The sequence below is a fragment of the bacterium SCSIO 12844 genome (genome assembly GCA_024397935.1).
Classification (GTDB): Bacteria; Pseudomonadota; Gammaproteobacteria; order Francisellales; family Francisellaceae; genus M0027.
In genome coordinates this window covers 841,336-867,785 of the sequence record CP073743.1, presented here as the reverse complement: position 1 = coordinate 867,785, position 26,450 = coordinate 841,336, and the positions used below count along the sequence as shown (strand labels likewise).

The following is a 26,450-nucleotide window of genomic DNA, read 5'->3' as shown; positions in this document are numbered from 1 at the left end:
ATGGTGACTTAACCATCGAAGCGGATGGTGACTGGAGCTATTCTGCTGATAACTCTCAATCTGCGATTCAGGCTTTAGGTGACGGTGACACCCTTACTGATACGATTACTGTAACTTCAGATGATGGTACAACCCAAGATATTACCATTACCATTACAGGTACTAATGATGAGCCTACCATTGGTGGCGATACCTCAGGCTCTGTGACTGAAGATGCAGCGGCTACTTTAACCACTTCTGGTACATTAACGATTTCTGACACCGATACAGGTGAAGCCGTCTTTAATGCTGAAACCATCTCTGGTACCTATGGTGACTTAACCATCGAAGCGGATGGTGACTGGTCTTATTCTGCTGATAATAGTCAATCTGCGATTCAAGCTTTAGGTGACGGCGATACCCTTACCGATACAATTACGGTTACTTCAGATGATGGTACAACCCAAGATATTACCATTACCATTACAGGTACTAATGATGATCCTACCATTGGTGGTGATACAACCGGTAGCGTAACCGAAGATGCAGCAGCTACTTTAACCACTTCTGGTACATTAACGATTTCTGATACCGATACAGGTGAAGCCCTCTTTAATGCTGAAACCATCTCTGGCACTTATGGTGACTTAACCATCGAAGCGGATGGTGACTGGAGCTATTCTGCCGATAATAGCCAATCTGCAATACAAGCCTTAGGCGCTGGCGACACTCTTACTGATACAATTACGGTAACTTCAGATGATGGTACAACCCAAGATATTACCATTACCATTACAGGTACTAATGATGACCCTACCATTGGTGGCGACACAACTGGTGGCGTGACTGAAGATGCAGCGGCTACTTTAACCACTTCTGGTAGCTTAACGATTTCTGATACCGATACAGGTGAAGCTGTCTTTAATGCTGAAACCATCTCTGGTACTTATGGTGACTTAACCATTGAAGCGGATGGTGACTGGAGCTATTCTGCTGATAACTCTCAATCTGCGATTCAGGCTTTAGGTGACGGTGATACCCTTACTGATACGATTACTGTAACTTCAGATGATGGTACAACCCAAGATATTACCATTACCATTACAGGTACTAATGATGATCCTACCATTGGTGGTGATACAACCGGTAGCGTAACCGAAGATGCAGCAGCTACTTTAACCACTTCTGGTACATTAACGATTTCTGATACCGATACAGGTGAAGCCGTCTTTAATGCTGAAACCATCTCTGGCACTTATGGTGACTTAACCATCGAAGCGGATGGTGACTGGTCTTATTCGGCTGATAACTCTCAATCTGCCATTCAAGCTTTAGGTGACGGTGATACCCTTACTGATACAATTACTGTAACTTCAGATGATGGTACAACCCAAGATATTACCATTACCATTACAGGTACTAATGATGACCCTACCATTGGTGGCGACACAACTGGTGGCGTAACCGAAGATGCAGCGGCTACTTTAACCACTTCTGGTACATTAACGATTTCTGATACCGATACAGGTGAAGCCGTCTTTAATGCTGAAACCATCTCTGGGACTTATGGTGACTTAACCATCGAAGCGGATGGTGACTGGTCTTATTCGGCTGATAACTCTCAATCTGCCATTCAGGCTTTAGGTGACGGTGATACCCTTACTGATACGATTACTGTAACTTCAGATGATGGTACAACCCAAGATATTACCATTACCATTACAGGTACTAATGATGATCCTACCATTGGTGGTGATACAACCGGTAGCGTAACCGAAGATGCAGCAGCTACTTTAACCACTTCTGGTACATTAACGATTTCTGATACCGATACAGGTGAAGCTGTCTTTAATGCTGAAACCATCTCTGGTACTTATGGTGACTTAACCATCGAAGCGGATGGTGACTGGAGCTATTCTGCTGATAACTCTCAATCTGCGATTCAGGCTTTAGGTGACGGTGATACCCTTACTGATACAATTACTGTAACTTCAGATGATGGTACAACCCAAGATATTACCATTACCATTACAGGTACTAATGATGACCCTACCATTGGTGGCGATACGTCAGGCTCTGTGACTGAAGATGCAGCAGCTACTTTAACCACTTCTGGTACATTAACGATTTCTGATACCGATACAGGTGAAGCTGTCTTTAATGCTGAAACCATCTCTGGTACTTATGGTGACTTAACTATCGAAGCTGATGGTGATTGGAGCTATTCTGCTGATAATAGTCAATCTGCGATTCAGGCTTTAGGCGCTGGCGACACCCTTACTGATACAATTACGGTTACTTCAGATGATGGTACAACCCAAGATATTACCATTACCATTACAGGTACTAATGATGAGCCTACCATTGGTGGCGACACAACTGGTGGCGTGACTGAAGATGCAGCGGCTACTTTAACCACTTCTGGTACATTAACGATTTCTGATACCGATACAGGTGAAGCTGTCTTTAATGCTGAAACCATCTCTGGTACTTATGGTGACTTAACCATCGAAGCGGATGGTGACTGGAGCTATTCTGCCGATAACTCTCAATCTGCCATTCAGGCTTTAGGTGACGGCGAGACCCTTACTGATACAATTACTGTAACTTCAGATGATGGCACAACTCAAGATATTACCATTACGATTACAGGTACTAATGATGATCCTACCATTGGTGGTGATACGTCAGGCTCTGTAACTGAAGATGCAGCAGCTACTTTAACCACTTCTGGTACATTAACGATTTCTGATACCGATACAGGTGAAGCTGTCTTTAATGCTGAAACCATCTCTGGTACCTATGGTGACTTAACTATCGAAGCGGATGGTGACTGGTCTTATTCGGCTGATAACTCTCAATCTGCCATTCAGGCTTTAGGTGACGGTGATACCCTTACTGATACAATTACGGTTACTTCAGATGATGGTACAACCCAAGATATTACCATTACCATTACAGGTACTAATGATGACCCTACCATTGGTGGCGACACAACTGGTGGCGTAACCGAAGATGCAGCGGCTACTTTAACCACTTCTGGTACATTAACGATTTCTGATACCGATACAGGTGAAGCCGTCTTTAATGCTGAAACCATCTCTGGGACTTATGGTGACTTAACCATCGAAGCGGATGGTGACTGGTCTTATTCGGCTGATAACTCTCAATCTGCCATTCAGGCTTTAGGTGACGGTGATACCCTTACTGATACAATTACTGTAACTTCAGATGATGGTACAACCCAAGATATTACCATTACCATTACAGGTACTAATGATGATCCTACCATTGGTGGTGATACAACTGGTGGCGTGACTGAAGATGCAGCGGCTACTTTAACCACTTCTGGTACATTAACGATTTCTGATACCGATACAGGTGAAGCTGTCTTTAATGCTGAAACCATCTCTGGTACTTATGGTGACTTAACCATCGAAGCGGATGGTGACTGGTCTTATTCTGCCGATAACTCTCAATCTGCGATTCAAGCTTTAGGTGACGGTGACACCCTTACTGATACGATTACTGTAACTTCAGATGATGGTACAACCCAAGATATTACCATTACCATTACAGGTACTAATGATGATCCTACCATTGGTGGTGATACAACCGGTAGCGTAACCGAAGATGCAGCAGCTACTTTAACCACTTCTGGTACATTAACCATTTCTGATACCGATACAGGTGAAGCTGTCTTTAATGCTGAAACCATCTCTGGTACTTATGGTGACTTAACTATCGAAGCGGATGGTGACTGGAGCTATTCTGCTGATAACTCTCAATCTGCGATTCAGGCTTTAGGTGACGGTGACACCCTTACTGATACAATTACTGTAACTTCAGATGATGGTACAACCCAAGATATTACCATTACCATTACAGGTACTAATGATGACCCTACCATTGGTGGTGATACGTCAGGCTCTGTAACTGAAGATGCAGCGGCTACTTTAACCACTTCTGGTACATTAACGATTTCTGATACCGATACAGGTGAAGCTGTCTTTAATGCTGAAACCATCTCTGGTACTTATGGTGACTTAACTATCGAAGCGGATGGTGACTGGAGCTATTCTGCTGATAACTCTCAATCTGCGATTCAGGCTTTAGGTGACGGTGACACCCTTACTGATACAATTACTGTAACTTCAGATGATGGTACAACCCAAGATATTACCATTACCATTACAGGTACTAATGATGACCCTACCATTGGTGGTGATACGTCAGGCTCTGTAACTGAAGATGCAGCGGCTACTTTAACCACTTCTGGTACATTAACGATTTCTGATACCGATACAGGTGAAGCCGTCTTTAATGCTGAAACCATCTCTGGCACTTATGGTGACTTAACCATCGAAGCGGATGGTGACTGGTCTTATTCGGCTGATAACTCTCAATCTGCGATTCAGGCTTTAGGTGACGGCGAGACCCTTACTGATACAATTACTGTAACTTCAGATGATGGTACAACCCAAGATATTACCATTACCATTACAGGTACTAATGATGAGCCTACCATTGGTGGCGATACCTCAGGCTCTGTGACTGAAGATGCAGCGGCTACTTTAACCACTTCTGGTACATTAACGATTTCTGATACCGATACAGGTGAAGCTGTCTTTAATGCTGAAACCATCTCTGGTACTTATGGTGACTTAACCATTGAAGCGGATGGTGACTGGAGCTATTCTGCTGATAACTCTCAATCTGCCATTCAAGCTTTAGGTCAAGGCGATACCCTTACTGATACAATTACTGTAACTTCAGATGATGGTACAACCCAAGATATTACCATTACCATTACAGGTACTAATGATGATCCTACCATTGGTGGCGACACAACTGGTGGCGTAACCGAAGATGCAGCGGCTACTTTAACCACTTCTGGTACATTAACGATTTCTGATACCGATACAGGTGAAGCCGTCTTTAATGCTGAAACCATCTCTGGCACTTATGGTGACTTAACCATCGAAGCGGATGGTGACTGGAGCTATTCTGCTGATAACTCTCAATCTGCCATTCAGGCTTTAGGTGACGGCGATACCCTTACTGATACAATTACTGTAACTTCAGATGATGGTACAACCCAAGATATTACCATTACCATTACAGGTACTAATGATGACCCTACCATTGGTGGCGATACCTCAGGCTCTGTGACTGAAGATGCAGCGGCTACTTTAACCACTTCTGGTACATTAACGATTTCTGATACCGATACAGGTGAAGCCGTCTTTAATGCTGAAACCATCTCTGGCACTTATGGTGACTTAACCATCGAAGCGGATGGTGACTGGAGCTATTCTGCTGATAACTCTCAATCTGCCATTCAGGCTTTAGGTGACGGCGATACCCTTACTGATACAATTACTGTAACTTCAGATGATGGTACAACCCAAGATATTACCATTACCATTACAGGTACTAATGATGATCCTACCATTGGTGGCGACACAACTGGTGGCGTAACCGAAGATGCAGCAGCTACTTTAACCACTTCTGGTACATTAACGATTTCTGATACCGATACAGGTGAAGCCGTCTTTAATGCTGAAACCATCTCTGGCACCTATGGTGACTTAACCATTGAAGCGGATGGTGACTGGAGCTATTCTGCTGATAATAGTCAATCTGCGATTCAGGCTTTAGGTGACGGTGATACCCTTACTGATACGATTACGGTAACTTCAGATGATGGTACAACCCAAGATATTACCATTACCATTACAGGTACTAATGATGACCCTACCATTGGTGGCGATACGTCAGGCTCTGTGACTGAAGATGCAGCAGCTACTTTAACCACTTCTGGTACATTAACGATTTCTGATACCGATACAGGTGAAGCCGTCTTTAATGCTGAAACCATCTCTGGTACTTATGGTGACTTAACTATCGAAGCGGATGGTGACTGGAGCTATTCTGCCGATAACTCTCAATCTGCCATTCAAGCTTTAGGTGACGGCGAGACCCTTACTGATACAATTACTGTAACTTCAGATGATGGTACAACCCAAGATATTACCATTACCATTACAGGTACTAATGATGATCCCACCATTGGTGGTGATACAACCGGTAGCGTAACCGAAGATGCAGCAGCTACTTTAACCACTTCTGGTAGCTTAACCATTTCTGATACCGATACAGGTGAAGCTGTCTTTAATGCTGAAACCATCTCTGGTACTTATGGTGACTTAACCATCGAAGCGGATGGTGACTGGAGCTATTCTGCTGATAACTCTCAATCTGCGATTCAGGCTTTAGGTGACGGTGACACCCTTACTGATACGATTACTGTAACTTCAGATGATGGTACAACCCAAGATATTACCATTACCATTACAGGTACTAATGATGAGCCTACCATTGGTGGCGATACCTCAGGCTCTGTGACTGAAGATGCAGCGGCTACTTTAACCACTTCTGGTACATTAACGATTTCTGACACCGATACAGGTGAAGCCGTCTTTAATGCTGAAACCATCTCTGGTACCTATGGTGACTTAACTATCGAAGCGGATGGTGACTGGTCTTATTCTGCTGATAATAGTCAATCTGCGATTCAAGCTTTAGGTGACGGCGATACCCTTACCGATACAATTACGGTTACTTCAGATGATGGTACAACCCAAGATATTACCATTACCATTACAGGTACTAATGATGATCCTACCATTGGTGGTGATACAACCGGTAGCGTAACCGAAGATGCAGCAGCTACTTTAACCACTTCTGGTACATTAACGATTTCTGATACCGATACAGGTGAAGCTGTCTTTAATGCTGAAACCATCTCTGGCACTTATGGTGACTTAACCATCGAAGCGGATGGTGACTGGAGCTATTCTGCCGATAATAGCCAATCTGCAATACAAGCCTTAGGCGCTGGCGACACTCTTACTGATACAATTACGGTAACTTCAGATGATGGTACAACCCAAGATATTACCATTACCATTACAGGTACTAATGATGATCCTACCATTGGTGGCGACACAACTGGTGGCGTAACCGAAGATGCAGCAGCTACTTTAACCACTTCTGGTACATTAACGATTTCTGATACCGATACAGGTGAAGCTGTCTTTAATGCTGAAACCATCTCTGGTACTTATGGTGACTTAACCATTGAAGCGGATGGTGACTGGAGCTATTCTGCTGATAACTCTCAATCTGCCATTCAGGCTTTAGGTGACGGTGACACCCTTACTGATACGATTACTGTAACTTCAGATGATGGTACAACCCAAGATATTACCATTACCATTACAGGTACTAATGATGAGCCTACCATTGGTGGCGACACAACTGGTGGCGTGACTGAAGATGCAGCGGCTACTTTAACCACTTCTGGTACATTAACGATTTCTGATACCGATACAGGTGAAGCTGTCTTTAATGCTGAAACCATCTCTGGTACTTATGGTGACTTAACCATCGAAGCGGATGGTGACTGGAGCTATTCTGCTGATAACTCTCAATCTGCGATTCAGGCTTTAGGTGACGGTGACACCCTTACTGATACGATTACTGTAACTTCAGATGATGGTACAACCCAAGATATTACCATTACCATTACAGGTACTAATGATGAGCCTACCATTGGTGGCGATACCTCAGGCTCTGTGACTGAAGATGCAGCGGCTACTTTAACCACTTCTGGTACATTAACGATTTCTGACACCGATACAGGTGAAGCCGTCTTTAATGCTGAAACCATCTCTGGTACCTATGGTGACTTAACTATCGAAGCGGATGGTGACTGGTCTTATTCTGCTGATAATAGTCAATCTGCGATTCAAGCTTTAGGTGACGGCGATACCCTTACCGATACAATTACGGTTACTTCAGATGATGGTACAACCCAAGATATTACCATTACCATTACAGGTACTAATGATGATCCTACCATTGGTGGTGATACAACCGGTAGCGTAACCGAAGATGCAGCAGCTACTTTAACCACTTCTGGTACATTAACGATTTCTGATACCGATACAGGTGAAGCTGTCTTTAATGCTGAAACCATCTCTGGCACTTATGGTGACTTAACCATCGAAGCGGATGGTGACTGGAGCTATTCTGCCGATAATAGCCAATCTGCAATACAAGCCTTAGGCGCTGGCGACACTCTTACTGATACAATTACGGTAACTTCAGATGATGGTACAACCCAAGATATTACCATTACCATTACAGGTACTAATGATGATCCTACCATTGGTGGCGACACAACTGGTGGCGTAACCGAAGATGCAGCAGCTACTTTAACCACTTCTGGTACATTAACGATTTCTGATACCGATACAGGTGAAGCTGTCTTTAATGCTGAAACCATCTCTGGTACTTATGGTGACTTAACCATTGAAGCGGATGGTGACTGGAGCTATTCTGCTGATAACTCTCAATCTGCCATTCAGGCTTTAGGTGACGGTGACACCCTTACTGATACGATTACTGTAACTTCAGATGATGGTACAACCCAAGATATTACCATTACCATTACAGGTACTAATGATGAGCCTACCATTGGTGGCGACACAACTGGTGGCGTGACTGAAGATGCAGCGGCTACTTTAACCACTTCTGGTACATTAACGATTTCTGATACCGATACAGGTGAAGCCCTCTTTAATGCTGAAACCATCTCTGGCACTTATGGTGACTTAACTATCGAAGCGGATGGTGACTGGAGCTATTCTGCCGATAATAGTCAATCTGCCATTCAGGCTTTAGGTGACGGTGATACCCTTACTGATACAATTACGGTTACTTCAGATGATGGTACAACCCAAGATATTACCATTACCATTACAGGTACTAATGATGATCCTACCATTGGTGGTGATACGTCAGGCTCTGTAACTGAAGATGCAGCAGCTACTTTAACCACTTCTGGTACATTAACGATTTCTGATACCGATACAGGTGAAGCTGTCTTTAATGCTGAAACCATCTCTGGTACTTATGGTGACTTAACCATTGAAGCGGATGGTGACTGGAGCTATTCTGCTGATAATAGTCAATCTGCGATTCAGGCTTTAGGCGCTGGCGATACCCTTACCGATACAATTACGGTTACTTCAGATGATGGTACAACTCAAGATATTACCATTACCATTACAGGTACTAATGATGACCCTACCATTGGTGGTGATACGTCAGGCTCTGTAACTGAAGATGCAGCGGCTACTTTAACCACTTCTGGTACATTAACGATTTCTGATACCGATACAGGTGAAGCTGTCTTTAATGCTGAAACCATCTCTGGGACTTATGGTGACTTAACTATCGAAGCGGATGGTGACTGGTCTTATTCGGCTGATAACTCTCAATCTGCCATTCAAGCTTTAGGTGACGGTGATACCCTTACTGATACAATTACTGTAACTTCAGATGATGGTACAACCCAAGATATTACCATTGCCATTACAGGTACTAATGATGATCCCACCATTGGTGGTGATACAACCGGTAGCGTAACCGAAGATGCAGCGGCTACTTTAACCACTTCTGGTAGCTTAACCATTTCTGATACCGATACAGGTGAAGCCCTCTTTAATGCTGAAACCATCTCTGGTACTTATGGTGACTTAACTATCGAAGCGGATGGTGACTGGAGCTATTCTGCCGATAACTCTCAATCTGCCATTCAAGCTTTAGGTGACGGCGAGACCCTTACTGATACAATTACGGTAACTTCAGATGATGGTACAACCCAAGATATTACCATTACCATTACAGGTACTAATGATGAGCCTACCATTGGTGGCGACACAACTGGTGGCGTAACCGAAGATGCAGCAGCTACTTTAACCACTTCTGGTACATTAACCATTTCTGATACCGATACAGGTGAAGCCGTCTTTAATGCTGAAACCATCTCTGGTACCTATGGTGACTTAACTATCGAAGCGGATGGTGACTGGTCTTATTCTGCTGATAACTCTCAATCTGCGATTCAGGCTTTAGGCGCTGGCGATACCCTTACTGATACAATTACGGTTACTTCAGATGATGGTACAACTCAAGATATTACCATTACGATTACAGGTACTAATGATGATCCTACCATTGGTGGCGATACGTCAGGCTCTGTGACTGAAGATGCAGCGGCTACTTTAACCACTTCTGGTACATTAACGATTTCTGATACCGATACAGGTGAAGCTGTCTTTAATGCTGAAACCATCTCTGGCACTTATGGTGACTTAACCATCGAAGCGGATGGTGACTGGTCTTATTCGGCTGATAACTCTCAATCTGCCATTCAAGCTTTAGGTGACGGTGATACCCTTACTGATACAATTACTGTAACTTCAGATGATGGTACAACCCAAGATATTACCATTACCATTACAGGTACTAATGATGAGCCTACCATTGGTGGCGACACAACTGGTGGCGTAACCGAAGATGCAGCAGCTACTTTAACCACTTCTGGTACATTAACCATTTCTGATACCGATACAGGTGAAGCCGTCTTTAATGCTGAAACCATCTCTGGGACTTATGGTGACTTAACCATCGAAGCGGATGGTGACTGGAGCTATTCTGCCGATAATAGCCAATCTGCAATACAAGCCTTAGGCGCTGGCGACACCCTTACTGATACAATTACGGTAACTTCAGATGATGGTACAACCCAAGATATTACCATTACCATTACAGGTACTAATGATGATCCTACCATTGGTGGTGATACGTCAGGCTCTGTAACTGAAGATGCAGCAGCTACTTTAACCACTTCTGGTACATTAACGATTTCTGATACCGATACAGGTGAAGCTGTCTTTAATGCTGAAACCATCTCTGGTACTTATGGTGACTTAACTATCGAAGCGGATGGTGACTGGAGCTATTCTGCTGATAACTCTCAATCTGCGATTCAGGCTTTAGGTGACGGTGACACCCTTACTGATACGATTACTGTAACTTCAGATGATGGTACAACCCAAGATATTACCATTACCATTACAGGTACTAATGATGATCCTACCATTGGTGGTGATACAACCGGTAGCGTAACCGAAGATGCAGCAGCTACTTTAACCACTTCTGGTACATTAACCATTTCTGATACCGATACAGGTGAAGCTGTCTTTAATGCTGAAACCATCTCTGGTACTTATGGTGACTTAACTATCGAAGCGGATGGTGACTGGAGCTATTCTGCTGATAACTCTCAATCTGCGATTCAGGCTTTAGGTGACGGTGACACCCTTACTGATACAATTACTGTAACTTCAGATGATGGTACAACCCAAAATATTACCATTACCATTACAGGTACTAATGATGACCCTACCATTGGTGGTGATACGTCAGGCTCTGTAACTGAAGATGCAGCGGCTACTTTAACCACTTCTGGTACATTAACGATTTCTGATACCGATACAGGTGAAGCCGTCTTTAATGCTGAAACCATCTCTGGGACTTATGGTGACTTAACCATCGAAGCGGATGGTGACTGGTCTTATTCGGCTGATAACTCTCAATCTGCGATTCAGGCTTTAGGTGACGGTGATACCCTTACTGATACAATTACTGTAACTTCAGATGATGGTACAACCCAAGATATTACCATTACCATTACAGGTACTAATGATGATCCTACCATTGGTGGCGACACAACTGGTGGCGTAACCGAAGATGCAGCAGCTACTTTAACCACTTCTGGTACATTAACGATTTCTGATACCGATACAGGTGAAGCTGTCTTTAATGCTGAAACCATCTCTGGTACTTATGGTGACTTAACCATCGAAGCGGATGGTGACTGGAGCTATTCTGCTGATAACTCTCAATCTGCCATTCAGGCTTTAGGTGACGGTGACACCCTTACTGATACAATTACTGTAACTTCAGATGATGGTACAACCCAAGATATTACCATTACCATTACAGGTACTAATGATGACCCTACCATTGGTGGCGATACCTCAGGCTCTGTGACTGAAGATGCAGCGGCTACTTTAACCACTTCTGGTACATTAACGATTTCTGATACCGATACAGGTGAAGCCGTCTTTAATGCTGAAACCATCTCTGGCACTTATGGTGACTTAACCATCGAAGCGGATGGTGACTGGTCTTATTCGGCTGATAACTCTCAATCTGCCATTCAGGCTTTAGGTGACGGCGATACCCTTACTGATACAATTACTGTAACTTCAGATGATGGTACAACCCAAGATATTACCATTACCATTACAGGTACTAATGATGATCCTACCATTGGTGGCGACACAACTGGTGGCGTAACCGAAGATGCAGCAGCTACTTTAACCACTTCTGGTACATTAACGATTTCTGATACCGATACAGGTGAAGCCGTCTTTAATGCTGAAACCATCTCTGGCACCTATGGTGACTTAACTATCGAAGCGGATGGTGACTGGAGCTATTCTGCCGATAACTCTCAATCTGCCATTCAAGCTTTAGGTGACGGCGAGACCCTTACTGATACAATTACTGTAACTTCAGATGATGGTACAACCCAAGATATTACCATTACCATTACAGGTACTAATGATGATCCCACCATTGGTGGTGATACAACCGGTAGCGTAACCGAAGATGCAGCAGCTACTTTAACCACTTCTGGTAGCTTAACCATTTCTGATACCGATACAGGTGAAGCTGTCTTTAATGCTGAAACCATCTCTGGTACTTATGGTGACTTAACCATCGAAGCGGATGGTGACTGGAGCTATTCTGCTGATAACTCTCAATCTGCGATTCAGGCTTTAGGTGACGGTGACACCCTTACTGATACGATTACGGTAACTTCAGATGATGGTACAACCCAAGATATTACCATTACCATTACAGGTACTAATGATGATCCTACCATTGGTGGTGATACGTCAGGCTCTGTAACTGAAGATGCAGCAGCTACTTTAACCACTTCTGGTACATTAACGATTTCTGATACCGATACAGGTGAAGCCCTCTTTAATGCTGAAACCATCTCTGGGACTTATGGTGACTTAACCATCGAAGCGGATGGTGACTGGTCTTATTCGGCTGATAACTCTCAATCTGCGATTCAGGCTTTAGGTCAAGGCGATACCCTTACCGATACAATTACGGTTACTTCAGATGATGGTACAACCCAAAATATTACCATTACGATTACAGGTACTAATGATGATCCTACCATTGGTGGCGACACAACTGGTGGCGTGACTGAAGATGCAGCGGCTACTTTAACCACTTCTGGTACATTAACGATTTCTGATACCGATACAGGTGAAGCTGTCTTTAATGCTGAAACCATCTCTGGTACCTATGGTGACTTAACTATCGAAGCGGATGGTGACTGGTCTTATTCTGCTGATAACTCTCAATCTGCCATTCAAGCTTTAGGTGACGGCGATACCCTTACCGATACAATTACGGTTACTTCAGATGATGGTACAACTCAAGATATTACCATTACCATTACAGGTACTAATGATGATCCTACCATTGGTGGCGACACAACTGGTGGCGTGACTGAAGATGCAGCAGCTACTTTAACCACTTCTGGTACATTAACGATTTCTGATACCGATACAGGTGAAGCTGTCTTTAATGCTGAAACCATCTCTGGCACTTATGGTGACTTAACCATCGAAGCGGATGGTGACTGGTCTTATTCGGCTGATAACTCTCAATCTGCCATTCAAGCTTTAGGTGACGGTGATACCCTTACTGATACAATTACTGTAACTTCAGATGATGGTACAACCCAAGATATTACCATTACCATTACAGGTACTAATGATGACCCTACCATTGGTGGCGACACAACTGGTGGCGTAACCGAAGATGCAGCGGCTACTTTAACCACTTCTGGTACATTAACGATTTCTGATACCGATACAGGTGAAGCCGTCTTTAATGCTGAAACCATCTCTGGGACTTATGGTGACTTAACCATCGAAGCGGATGGTGACTGGAGCTATTCTGCCGATAACTCTCAATCTGCCATTCAAGCTTTAGGTGACGGCGAGACCCTTACTGATACAATTACTGTAACTTCAGATGATGGTACAACCCAAGATATTACCATTACCATTACAGGTACTAATGATGATCCCACCATTGGTGGTGATACAACCGGTAGCGTAACCGAAGATGCAGCAGCTACTTTAACCACTTCTGGTACATTAACGATTTCTGATACCGATACAGGTGAAGCCCTCTTTAATGCTGAAACCATCTCTGGGACTTATGGTGACTTAACCATCGAAGCGGATGGTGACTGGTCTTATTCAGCTGATAACTCTCAATCTGCGATTCAAGCTTTAGGTGACGGTGATACCCTTACTGATACAATTACGGTTACTTCAGATGATGGTACAACCCAAGATATTACCATTACCATTACAGGTACTAATGATGATCCTACCATTGGTGGCGACACAACTGGTGGCGTGACTGAAGATGCAGCGGCTACTTTAACCACTTCTGGTAGCTTAACCATTTCTGATACCGATACAGGTGAAGCTGTCTTTAATGCTGAAACCATCTCTGGTACTTATGGTGACTTAACTATCGAAGCGGATGGTGACTGGAGCTATTCTGCTGATAACTCTCAATCTGCGATTCAGGCTTTAGGTGACGGTGACACCCTTACCGATACAATTACGGTTACTTCAGATGATGGTACAACCCAAGATATTACCATTACCATTACAGGTACTAATGATGACCCTACCATTGGTGGTGATACGTCAGGCTCTGTAACTGAAGATGCAGCGGCTACTTTAACCACTTCTGGTACATTAACGATTTCTGATACCGATACAGGTGAAGCCGTCTTTAATGCTGAAACCATCTCTGGGACTTATGGTGACTTAACCATCGAAGCGGATGGTGACTGGTCTTATTCGGCTGATAACTCTCAATCTGCGATTCAGGCTTTAGGTGACGGCGAGACCCTTACTGATACGATTACTGTAACTTCAGATGATGGTACAACCCAAGATATTACCATTACCATTACAGGTACTAATGATGATCCTACCATTGGTGGCGACACAACTGGTGGCGTAACCGAAGATGCAGCAGCTACTTTAACCACTTCTGGTACATTAACGATTTCTGATACCGATACAGGTGAAGCTGTCTTTAATGCTGAAACCATCTCTGGTACTTATGGTGACTTAACCATCGAAGCGGATGGTGATTGGTCTTATTCTGCTGATAACTCTCAATCTGCCATTCAAGCTTTAGGTGACGGCGATACCCTTACTGATACAATTACTGTAACTTCAGATGATGGTACAACCCAAGATATTACCATTACCATTACAGGTACTAATGATGACCCTACCATTGGTGGTGATACAACCGGTAGCGTAACCGAAGATGCAGCAGCTACTTTAACCACTTCTGGTACATTAACGATTTCTGATACCGATACAGGTGAAGCTGTCTTTAATGCTGAAACCATCTCTGGCACTTATGGTGACTTAACCATCGAAGCGGATGGTGACTGGAGCTATTCTGCCGATAATAGCCAATCTGCAATACAAGCCTTAGGCGCTGGCGACACCCTTACTGATACAATTACGGTAACTTCAGATGATGGTACAACCCAAGATATTACCATTACCATTACAGGTACTAATGATGACCCTACCATTGGTGGCGACACAACTGGTGGCGTGACTGAAGATGCAGCGGCTACTTTAACCACTTCTGGTACATTAACGATTTCTGATACCGATACAGGTGAAGCTGTCTTTAATGCTGAAACCATCTCTGGTACTTATGGTGACTTAACCATTGAAGCGGATGGTGACTGGTCTTATTCGGCTGATAACTCTCAATCTGCCATTCAGGCTTTAGGTGACGGTGATACCCTTACTGATACGATTACTGTAACTTCAGATGATGGTACAACCCAAGATATTACCATTACCATTACAGGTACTAATGATGATCCTACCATTGGTGGTGATACAACCGGTAGCGTAACCGAAGATGCAGCAGCTACTTTAACCACTTCTGGTACATTAACGATTTCTGATACCGATACAGGTGAAGCTGTCTTTAATGCTGAAACCATCTCTGGTACTTATGGTGACTTAACCATCGAAGCGGATGGTGACTGGAGCTATTCTGCTGATAACTCTCAATCTGCGATTCAGGCTTTAGGTGACGGTGATACCCTTACTGATACAATTACTGTAACTTCAGATGATGGTACAACCCAAGATATTACCATTACCATTACAGGTACTAATGATGACCCTACCATTGGTGGCGATACGTCAGGCTCTGTGACTGAAGATGCAGCAGCTACTTTAACCACTTCTGGTACATTAACGATTTCTGATACCGATACAGGTGAAGCTGTCTTTAATGCTGAAACCATCTCTGGTACTTATGGTGACTTAACTATCGAAGCTGATGGTGATTGGAGCTATTCTGCTGATAATAGTCAATCTGCGATTCAGGCTTTAGGCGCTGGCGATACCCTTACTGATACAATTACGGTTACTTCAGATGATGGTACAACCCAAGATATTACCATTACCATTACAGGTACTAATGATGAGCCTACCATTGGTGGCGACACAACTGGTGGCGTGACTGAAGATGCAGCGGCTACTTTAACCACTTCTGGTACATTAACGATTTCTGATACCGATACAGGTGAAGCTGTCTTTAATGCTGAAACCATCTCTGGTACTTATGGTGACTTAACCATTGAAGCGGATGGTGACTGGAGCTATTCTGCTGATAACTCTCAATCTGCCATTCAAGCTTTAGGTCAAGGCGATACCCTTACTGATACAATTACTGTAACTTCAGATGATGGTACAACCCAAGATATTACCATTACCATTACAGGTACTAATGATGATCCTACCATTGGTGGCGACACAACTGGTGGCGTAACCGAAGATGCAGCAGCTACTTTAACCACTTCTGGTACATTAACGATTTCTGATACCGATACAGGTGAAGCTGTCTTTAATGCTGAAACCATCTCTGGTACTTATGGTGACTTAACCATCGAAGCGGATGGTGATTGGTCTTATTCTGCTGATAACTCTCAATCTGCCATTCAGGCTTTAGGTGACGGCGATACCCTTACTGATACAATTACTGTAACTTCAGATGATGGCACAACTCAAGATATTACCATTACGATTACAGGTACTAATGATGATCCTACCATTGGTGGTGATACGTCAGGCTCTGTAACTGAAGATGCAGCAGCTACTTTAACCACTTCTGGTACATTAACGATTTCTGATACCGATACAGGTGAAGCTGTCTTTAATGCTGAAACCATCTCTGGTACCTATGGTGACTTAACTATCGAAGCGGATGGTGACTGGTCTTATTCTGCTGATAACTCTCAATCTGCCATTCAGGCTTTAGGTGACGGTGATACCCTTACTGATACAATTACGGTTACTTCAGATGATGGTACAACCCAAGATATTACCATTACCATTACAGGTACTAATGATGACCCTACCATTGGTGGTGATACGTCAGGCTCTGTAACTGAAGATGCAGCGGCTACTTTAACCACTTCTGGTACATTAACGATTTCTGATACCGATACAGGTGAAGCCGTCTTTAATGCTGAAACCATCTCTGGTACTTATGGTGACTTAACCATCGAAGCGGATGGTGACTGGTCTTATTCGGCTGATAACTCTCAATCTGCGATTCAGGCTTTAGGTGACGGCGAGACCCTTACTGATACAATTACTGTAACTTCAGATGATGGTACAACCCAAGATATTACCATTACCATTACAGGTACTAATGATGATCCTACCATTGGTGGCGACACAACTGGTGGCGTAACCGAAGATGCAGCAGCTACTTTAACCACTTCTGGTACATTAACGATTTCTGATACCGATACAGGTGAAGCTGTCTTTAATGCTGAAACCATCTCTGGTACTTATGGTGACTTAACCATCGAAGCGGATGGTGACTGGAGCTATTCTGCTGATAACTCTCAATCTGCCATTCAGGCTTTAGGTGACGGTGACACCCTTACTGATACAATTACTGTAACTTCAGATGATGGTACAACCCAAGATATTACCATTACCATTACAGGTACTAATGATGACCCTACCATTGGTGGCGATACCTCAGGCTCTGTGACTGAAGATGCAGCGGCTACTTTAACCACTTCTGGTACATTAACGATTTCTGATACCGATACAGGTGAAGCCGTCTTTAATGCTGAAACCATCTCTGGTACCTATGGTGACTTAACTATCGAAGCGGATGGTGACTGGTCTTATTCTGCTGATAACTCTCAATCTGCCATTCAAGCTTTAGGTGACGGCGATACCCTTACCGATACAATTACGGTTACTTCAGATGATGGTACAACTCAAGATATTACCATTACCATTACAGGTACTAATGATGATCCTACCATTGGTGGCGACACAACTGGTGGCGTGACTGAAGATGCAGCAGCTACTTTAACCACTTCTGGTACATTAACGATTTCTGATACCGATACAGGTGAAGCTGTCTTTAATGCTGAAACCATCTCTGGTACCTATGGTGACTTAACCATCGAAGCGGATGGTGACTGGTCTTATTCTGCTGATAACTCTCAATCTGCGATTCAGGCTTTAGGTGACGGTGACACCCTTACTGATACAATTACTGTAACTTCAGATGATGGTACAACCCAAGATATTACCATTACCATTACAGGTACTAATGATGATCCTACCATTGGTGGCGACACAACTGGTGGCGTGACTGAAGATGCAGCGGCTACTTTAACCACTTCTGGTAGCTTAACCATTTCTGATACCGATACAGGTGAAGCTGTCTTTAATGCTGAAACCATCTCTGGTACCTATGGTGACTTAACCATCGAAGCGGATGGTGACTGGAGCTATTCTGCCGATAACTCTCAATCTGCCATTCAAGCTTTAGGTGACGGCGAGACCCTTACTGATACAATTACTGTAACTTCAGATGATGGTACAACCCAAGATATTACCATTACCATTACAGGTACTAATGATGATCCCACCATTGGTGGTGATACAACCGGTAGCGTAACCGAAGATGCAGCAGCTACTTTAACCACTTCTGGTACATTAACGATTTCTGATACCGATACAGGTGAAGCCCTCTTTAATGCTGAAACCATCTCTGGGACTTATGGTGACTTAACCATCGAAGCGGATGGTGACTGGTCTTATTCAGCTGATAACTCTCAATCTGCCATTCAGGCTTTAGGTGACGGTGATACCCTTACTGATACAATTACTGTAACTTCAGATGATGGTACAACCCAAGATATTACCATTACCATTACAGGTACTAATGATGATCCTACCATTGGTGGCGACACAACTGGTGGCGTAACCGAAGATGCAGCGGCTACTTTAACCACTTCTGGTACATTAACGATTTCTGATACCGATACAGGTGAAGCCGTCTTTAATGCTGAAACCATCTCTGGCACTTATGGTGACTTAACCATCGAAGCGGATGGTGACTGGTCTTATTCGGCTGATAACTCTCAATCTGCCATTCAGGCTTTAGGTGACGGTGACACCCTTACCGATACAATTACGGTTACTTCAGATGATGGTACAACCCAAGATATTACCATTACCATTACAGGTACTAATGATGATCCTACCATTGGTGGCGACACAACTGGTGGCGTAACCGAAGATGCAGCAGCTACTTTAACCACTTCTGGTACATTAACGATTTCTGATACCGATACAGGTGAAGCCGTCTTTAATGCTGAAACCATCTCTGGCACCTATGGTGACTTAACTATCGAAGCGGATGGTGACTGGAGCTATTCTGCCGATAACTCTCAATCTGCCATTCAAGCTTTAGGTGACGGCGAGACCCTTACTGATACAATTACTGTAACTTCAGATGATGGTACAACCCAAGATATTACCATTACCATTACAGGTACTAATGATGATCCCACCATTGGTGGTGATACAACCGGTAGCGTAACCGAAGATGCAGCAGCTACTTTAACCACTTCTGGTACATTAACGATTTCTGATACCGATACAGGTGAAGCCCTCTTTAATGCTGAAACCATCTCTGGGACTTATGGTGACTTAACCATCGAAGCGGATGGTGACTGGTCTTATTCAGCTGATAACTCTCAATCTGCCATTCAAGCTTTAGGTGACGGCGATACCCTTACTGATACAATTACTGTAACTTCAGATGATGGTACAACCCAAGATATTACCATTACCATTACAGGTACTAATGATGACCCTACCATTGGTGGTGATACAACCGGTAGCGTAACCGAAGATGCAGCAGCTACTTTAACCACTTCTGGTACATTAACGATTTCTGATACCGATACAGGTGAAGCTGTCTTTAATGCTGAAACCATCTCTGGCACTTATGGTGACTTAACCATCGAAGCGGATGGTGACTGGAGCTATTCTGCCGATAATAGCCAATCTGCAATACAAGCCTTAGGCGCTGGCGACACCCTTACTGATACAATTACGGTAACTTCAGATGATGGTACAACCCAAGATATTACCATTACCATTACAGGTACTAATGATGACCCTACCATTGGTGGCGACACAACTGGTGGCGTGACTGAAGATGCAGCGGCTACTTTAACCACTTCTGGTACATTAACGATTTCTGATACCGATACAGGTGAAGCTGTCTTTAATGCTGAAACCATCTCTGGTACCTATGGTGACTTAACCATCGAAGCGGATGGTGATTGGTCTTATTCGGCTGATAACTCTCAATCTGCCATTCAGGCTTTAGGTGACGGCGATACCCTTACTGATACAATTACTGTAACTTCAGATGATGGCACAACTCAAGATATTACCATTACGATTACAGGTACTAATGATGATCCTACCATTGGTGGCGATACGTCAGGCTCTGTGACTGAAGATGCAGCGGCTACTTTAACCACTTCTGGTACATTAACGATTTCTGATACCGATACAGGTGAAGCCCTCTTTAATGCTGAAACCATCTCTGGCACTTATGGTGACTTAACCATCGAAGCGGATGGTGACTGGTCTTATTCTGCCGATAACTCTCAATCTGCGATTCAAGCTTTAGGTGACGGCGATACCCTTACTGATACAATTACTGTAATTTCAGATGATGGTACAACCCAAGATATTACCATTACCATTACAGGTACTAATGATGATCCTACCATTGGTGGCGACACAACTGGTGGCGTAACCGAAGATGCAGCAGCTACTTTAACCACTTCTGGTACATTAACGATTTCTGATACCGATACAGGTGAAGCCCTCTTTAATGCTGAAACCATCTCTGGCACTTATGGTGACTTAACCATCGAAGCGGATGGTGACTGGAGCTATTCTGCTGATAACTCTCAATCTGCGATTCAGGCTTTAGGTGACGGTGATACCCTTACTGATACGATTACTGTAACTTCAGATGATGGTACAACCCAAGATATTACCATTACCATTACAGGTACTAATGATGATCCCACCATTGGTGGTGATACAACCGGTAGCGTAACCGAAGATGCAGCAGCTACTTTAACCACTTCTGGTAGCTTAACCATTTCTGATACCGATACAGGTGAAGCTGTCTTTAATGCTGAAACCATCTCTGGTACTTATGGTGACTTAACCATCGAAGCGGATGGTGACTGGAGCTATTCTGCTGATAACTCTCAATCTGCGATTCAGGCTTTAGGTGACGGTGACACCCTTACTGATACGATTACTGTAACTTCAGATGATGGTACAACCCAAGATATTACCATTACCATTACAGGTACTAATGATGATCCTACCATTGGTGGTGATACGTCAGGCTCTGTAACTGAAGATGCAGCAGCTACTTTAACCACTTCTGGTACATTAACGATTTCTGATACCGATACAGGTGAAGCCCTCTTTAATGCTGAAACCATCTCTGGGACTTATGGTGACTTAACCATCGAAGCGGATGGTGACTGGTCTTATTCGGCTGATAACTCTCAATCTGCGATTCAGGCTTTAGGTCAAGGCGATACCCTTACCGATACAATTACGGTTACTTCAGATGATGGTACAACCCAAAATATTACCATTACGATTACAGGTACTAATGATGATCCTACCATTGGTGGCGACACAACTGGTGGCGTGACTGAAGATGCAGCGGCTACTTTAACCACTTCTGGTACATTAACGATTTCTGATACCGATACAGGTGAAGCTGTCTTTAATGCTGAAACCATCTCTGGTACCTATGGTGACTTAACTATCGAAGCGGATGGTGACTGGTCTTATTCGGCTGATAACTCTCAATCTGCCATTCAAGCTTTAGGTGACGGCGATACCCTTACCGATACAATTACGGTTACTTCAGATGATGGTACAACTCAAGATATTACCATTACCATTACAGGTACTAATGATGATCCTACCATTGGTGGCGACACAACTGGTGGCGTGACTGAAGATGCAGCAGCTACTTTAACCACTTCTGGTACATTAACGATTTCTGATACCGATACAGGTGAAGCTGTCTTTAATGCTGAAACCATCTCTGGTACCTATGGTGACTTAACCATCGAAGCGGATGGTGACTGGTCTTATTCTGCTGATAACTCTCAATCTGCGATTCAGGCTTTAGGTGACGGTGACACCCTTACTGATACAATTACTGTAACTTCAGATGATGGTACAACCCAAGATATTACCATTACCATTACAGGTACTAATGATGATCCTACCATTGGTGGCGACACAACTGGTGGCGTGACTGAAGATGCAGCGGCTACTTTAACCACTTCTGGTAGCTTAACCATTTCTGATACCGATACAGGTGAAGCTGTCTTTAATGCTGAAACCATCTCTGGTACCTATGGTGACTTAACCATCGAAGCGGATGGTGACTGGTCTTATTCTGCTGATAACTCTCAATCTGCCATTCAAGCTTTAGGTGACGGCGAGACCCTTACTGATACAATTACTGTAACTTCAGATGATGGTACAACCCAAGATATTACCATTACCATTACAGGTACTAATGATGATCCTACTGCTGTTGCTGATTCACTGACTACTTCTGAAAATGAAAATTTAACGATAGAAGTATCTGATCTTACTGATAATGATTTTGATGTTGAAGGTGATGCCTTTAATTTAACAGATATTGACTCTAGTAGCACTACTGGTGATTTAAGTATGCTATATAATATGGGAGAAGTTGGCCAAGTTGATTTATCATCATCAACAACAATAGAATTTTCATCAAGCTTTACTAATCCAGTTGTCTTTGCATTTGTTAATACAGAGAATGGATCAGATCCTGTTATTGCGCGCGTTGATAATGTAACACAATCCTCATTTGATCTAAGTTTAATAGAAGCTGATAATATGGATGGTGTTCATACAACAGAAACTGTTAGTTATATAGTACTAGAAGAAGGTATATGGGAATTACCAGATGGTTCCAAAATTGAAATTGGTACCTATGATACATCAAATGTAATTGGCAGTTCATCTGATTTTGAAAGCGTTTCATTTTCAAATGATTTTGACGAATCCCCTATTGTTTTTAGCCAAATTCAAACCTCAAATAATAACGTTGACTTTATAAAAACAAGACAAAAAACTCCAAACTCTGATGAAATGGATATTGGTATTGAACGCTCTGAAAGCAATAGCTCTGACCTTTCTTTAGATGAATCTATAGCCTACTTTGCTATTGAAGAGTCATCTGGCTCATGGGCCGGCCATAATTTTGTTGTAGGCAATACTTCTGATTCAGTAACTCATTCAAATTATACACAAAACTTTGCTGTTGATTTAGGTGTTGGCGATATTAATATGATTGGACAGCTTGCTACATTTGATGGCCCCAATGATGCATCGTTACGTGGAGTTGGTACAACTTCCACTTCAACACAATTTAATGTCGAAGAAGATACAACACAAGATAGTGAAACTAGCCATACAACAGAAATTGCCAACTTCTTTGCCATTGCAGGAAGTGGTTTATTAACTGCTGAATTAATTTCTTCACCAACAGCAATACCAGATTCACAAATTTCATCTATAGAATATGACCCAGGTGATAATTTTGATTATTTAGCAGTTGGTGAAACAGCTACTGATACATTTACTTATACAATAACAGATGAGCACGGTGCAACTGATACTGAAACCGTAACAATTACAATTACAGGAACTAATGATACTCCTGTAGCTGTTGCTGATACTGCGACAACTTTAGAAAATGCTAGTCTGACTATTGATGTGTTAGCCAATGATACCGATTTGGATACATCAGATAGTTTAAGCATTGCCTCAGCTACGATTGTTGGTGATGATAATGGTTCCGTTTTAATTGATAATAATGAATTAGTCTTTAATCCAGGTAGTGATTTTGATGATTTAGCCGTCGGTGAATCACGCGATATTACCATTAACTATACCATTGAAGATGGTAATGGTGGCTCTGATTCATCAACCGTTACCATTACAGTTATCGGTACCAATGATGCTCCTGTAGCAGTTGCTGATACAGCTACAACATCTGAGAATACTAGCTTACCCATTGAAGTTCTTGCTAATGATACAGATATAGATACAGGTGATAATTTATCTATTGAGTCTGCCTCTATTATTGGTTCTAATAATGGCTCTGTTACAATTATTGATAATGAATTAGTCTTTAATCCTGGATTTGATTTTGATGATTTAGCTGTTAATGAATCTCGAAATATTACGATCAATTATACAATTGAAGATAATAATGGCGCACAAAGTACAGCTTCTGTAACTGTAACTGTTACTGGTACGAATGACACACCAACTGCAGTTATAGATACCACAACAACAACGGCTGATTCAAGTATTACAATTGATGTCCTTGCCAATGATACAGATCCAGATACAAATGATACACTAACTATTATTTCAGCGACCATTGATGATTTAGGTGGAAGCGATGGTGATGATGATGACGATGATGACGATAGTGGTAATAATGCCAGCGTATCTATTACTAATGGTGAACTTGTATTTGATCCAGGTGACGATTTTAATCATTTAGCGTATGGTGAAACACAAGATGTGACAATTAGTTACATCATAGAAGATAACCATGGCGCTCAATCAACTTCAACTGTAACGGTTACAGTTACTGGTGTTAATTATGATCCTGTAGCTATTAATGATACTTATACCTCAACTGGCTATAGTGCTGTTATTGATGTCTTAGCTAATGATTATGATCCAAATGGATCAACTCTGACAATTACATCAGCAACTGTAACAGGAGACTTAGAAGGAACAATAGAAATAATAAACAATCAAATCGTTTATATTCCAGATTTTGATGATCAAACTTCAAATTATTATAACATGATTTATTATGCATTCCCTGAAAATGCTAATACAACAATCAATTATACCATTGAAAATGATCAAGGATATCAAGATACGGCTAATGTTGATATAAGCCTTACTGATTTAGGATATTATTTAATTATTACAGATAACTATTCGAACTCTAGCTTCTCTTTATCTAATGAAGGTGATTATGTCAGAATGGATGGTAATGATGACTTTACCCTCTATGGTAATGGTGGAAATGATGTATTAATTGGTGATCGTGGTGACTATACATTTTATGGTGGTGCTGGTGATGACTACCTTGAAGGTGGGAGAGAAAAGGATGAACTTTATGGCGGTGATGGCGATGATATCTTAATTGGCGGTAAAGATAAAGATACGCTTGATGGTGGTGCTGGTGATGATTATCTTGACGGTGGAGATAAAGATGACATCATTTTAGGTGGTTCTGGTGATGACTATATTATTGGAGGTTCTGGTAAAGATACAATTGATGGCGGTAGTGGCACTGATACTTTAAGTTATGCAGATGCATCTAAAGGGATTACGGTAGATCTAAGTGATGGTAGTGGCTCCAAAGGAGATGCTAAAGGTGATACCATTACTAATATAGAAAATGTTACTGGTTCATCTAAAGATGATACGATCACGGGTGATGATAATGACAATATTATCATTGGTGGTGCTGGTGATGATACTGTCTATGGATTAGGTGGTGAAGATACTTATATTTATCAAGCTGGCGATGATGATGATAGCTTCCATGGAGGTACTGGTAACTGGACTGATACTATAGAACTTCAAGGTATCGATTCAGCTCCTAATTCAGGTGATTGGACCTTAACTGTTACAAATAATGCTAACTTTACCGTAGACTCTGAAACTAATACGGTTGTCTTTGATTCTTCTGCATCTGGTAGCATTGTTCTTAATTCAGGAGAAGAGTTAGACTTTGATGAAATTGAAAAAATTGTATGGACATCATAATTAACTATATAAAAATGGATAACTAATATTATTAAAAATCAATAAATTAAGTTTCATACACATTACTTTAAAGGTTGAATTTATCATGTTAGACTAGGT

The 26,450-nt window shown here is 42.4% G+C and carries 1 protein-coding gene; it reads left to right on the top strand.

What is annotated here, in order from left to right:
- Positions 1-203: 203 nt before the first annotated feature.
- Positions 204-26,351 carry a VCBS domain-containing protein gene (locus tag KFE69_04085; protein ID UTW43324.1) on the top strand — a complete coding sequence of 8,716 codons (26,148 nt, stop codon included), beginning with the start codon at positions 204-206 and terminating at the stop codon, positions 26,349-26,351.
- Positions 26,352-26,450: the final 99 nt, after the last annotated feature.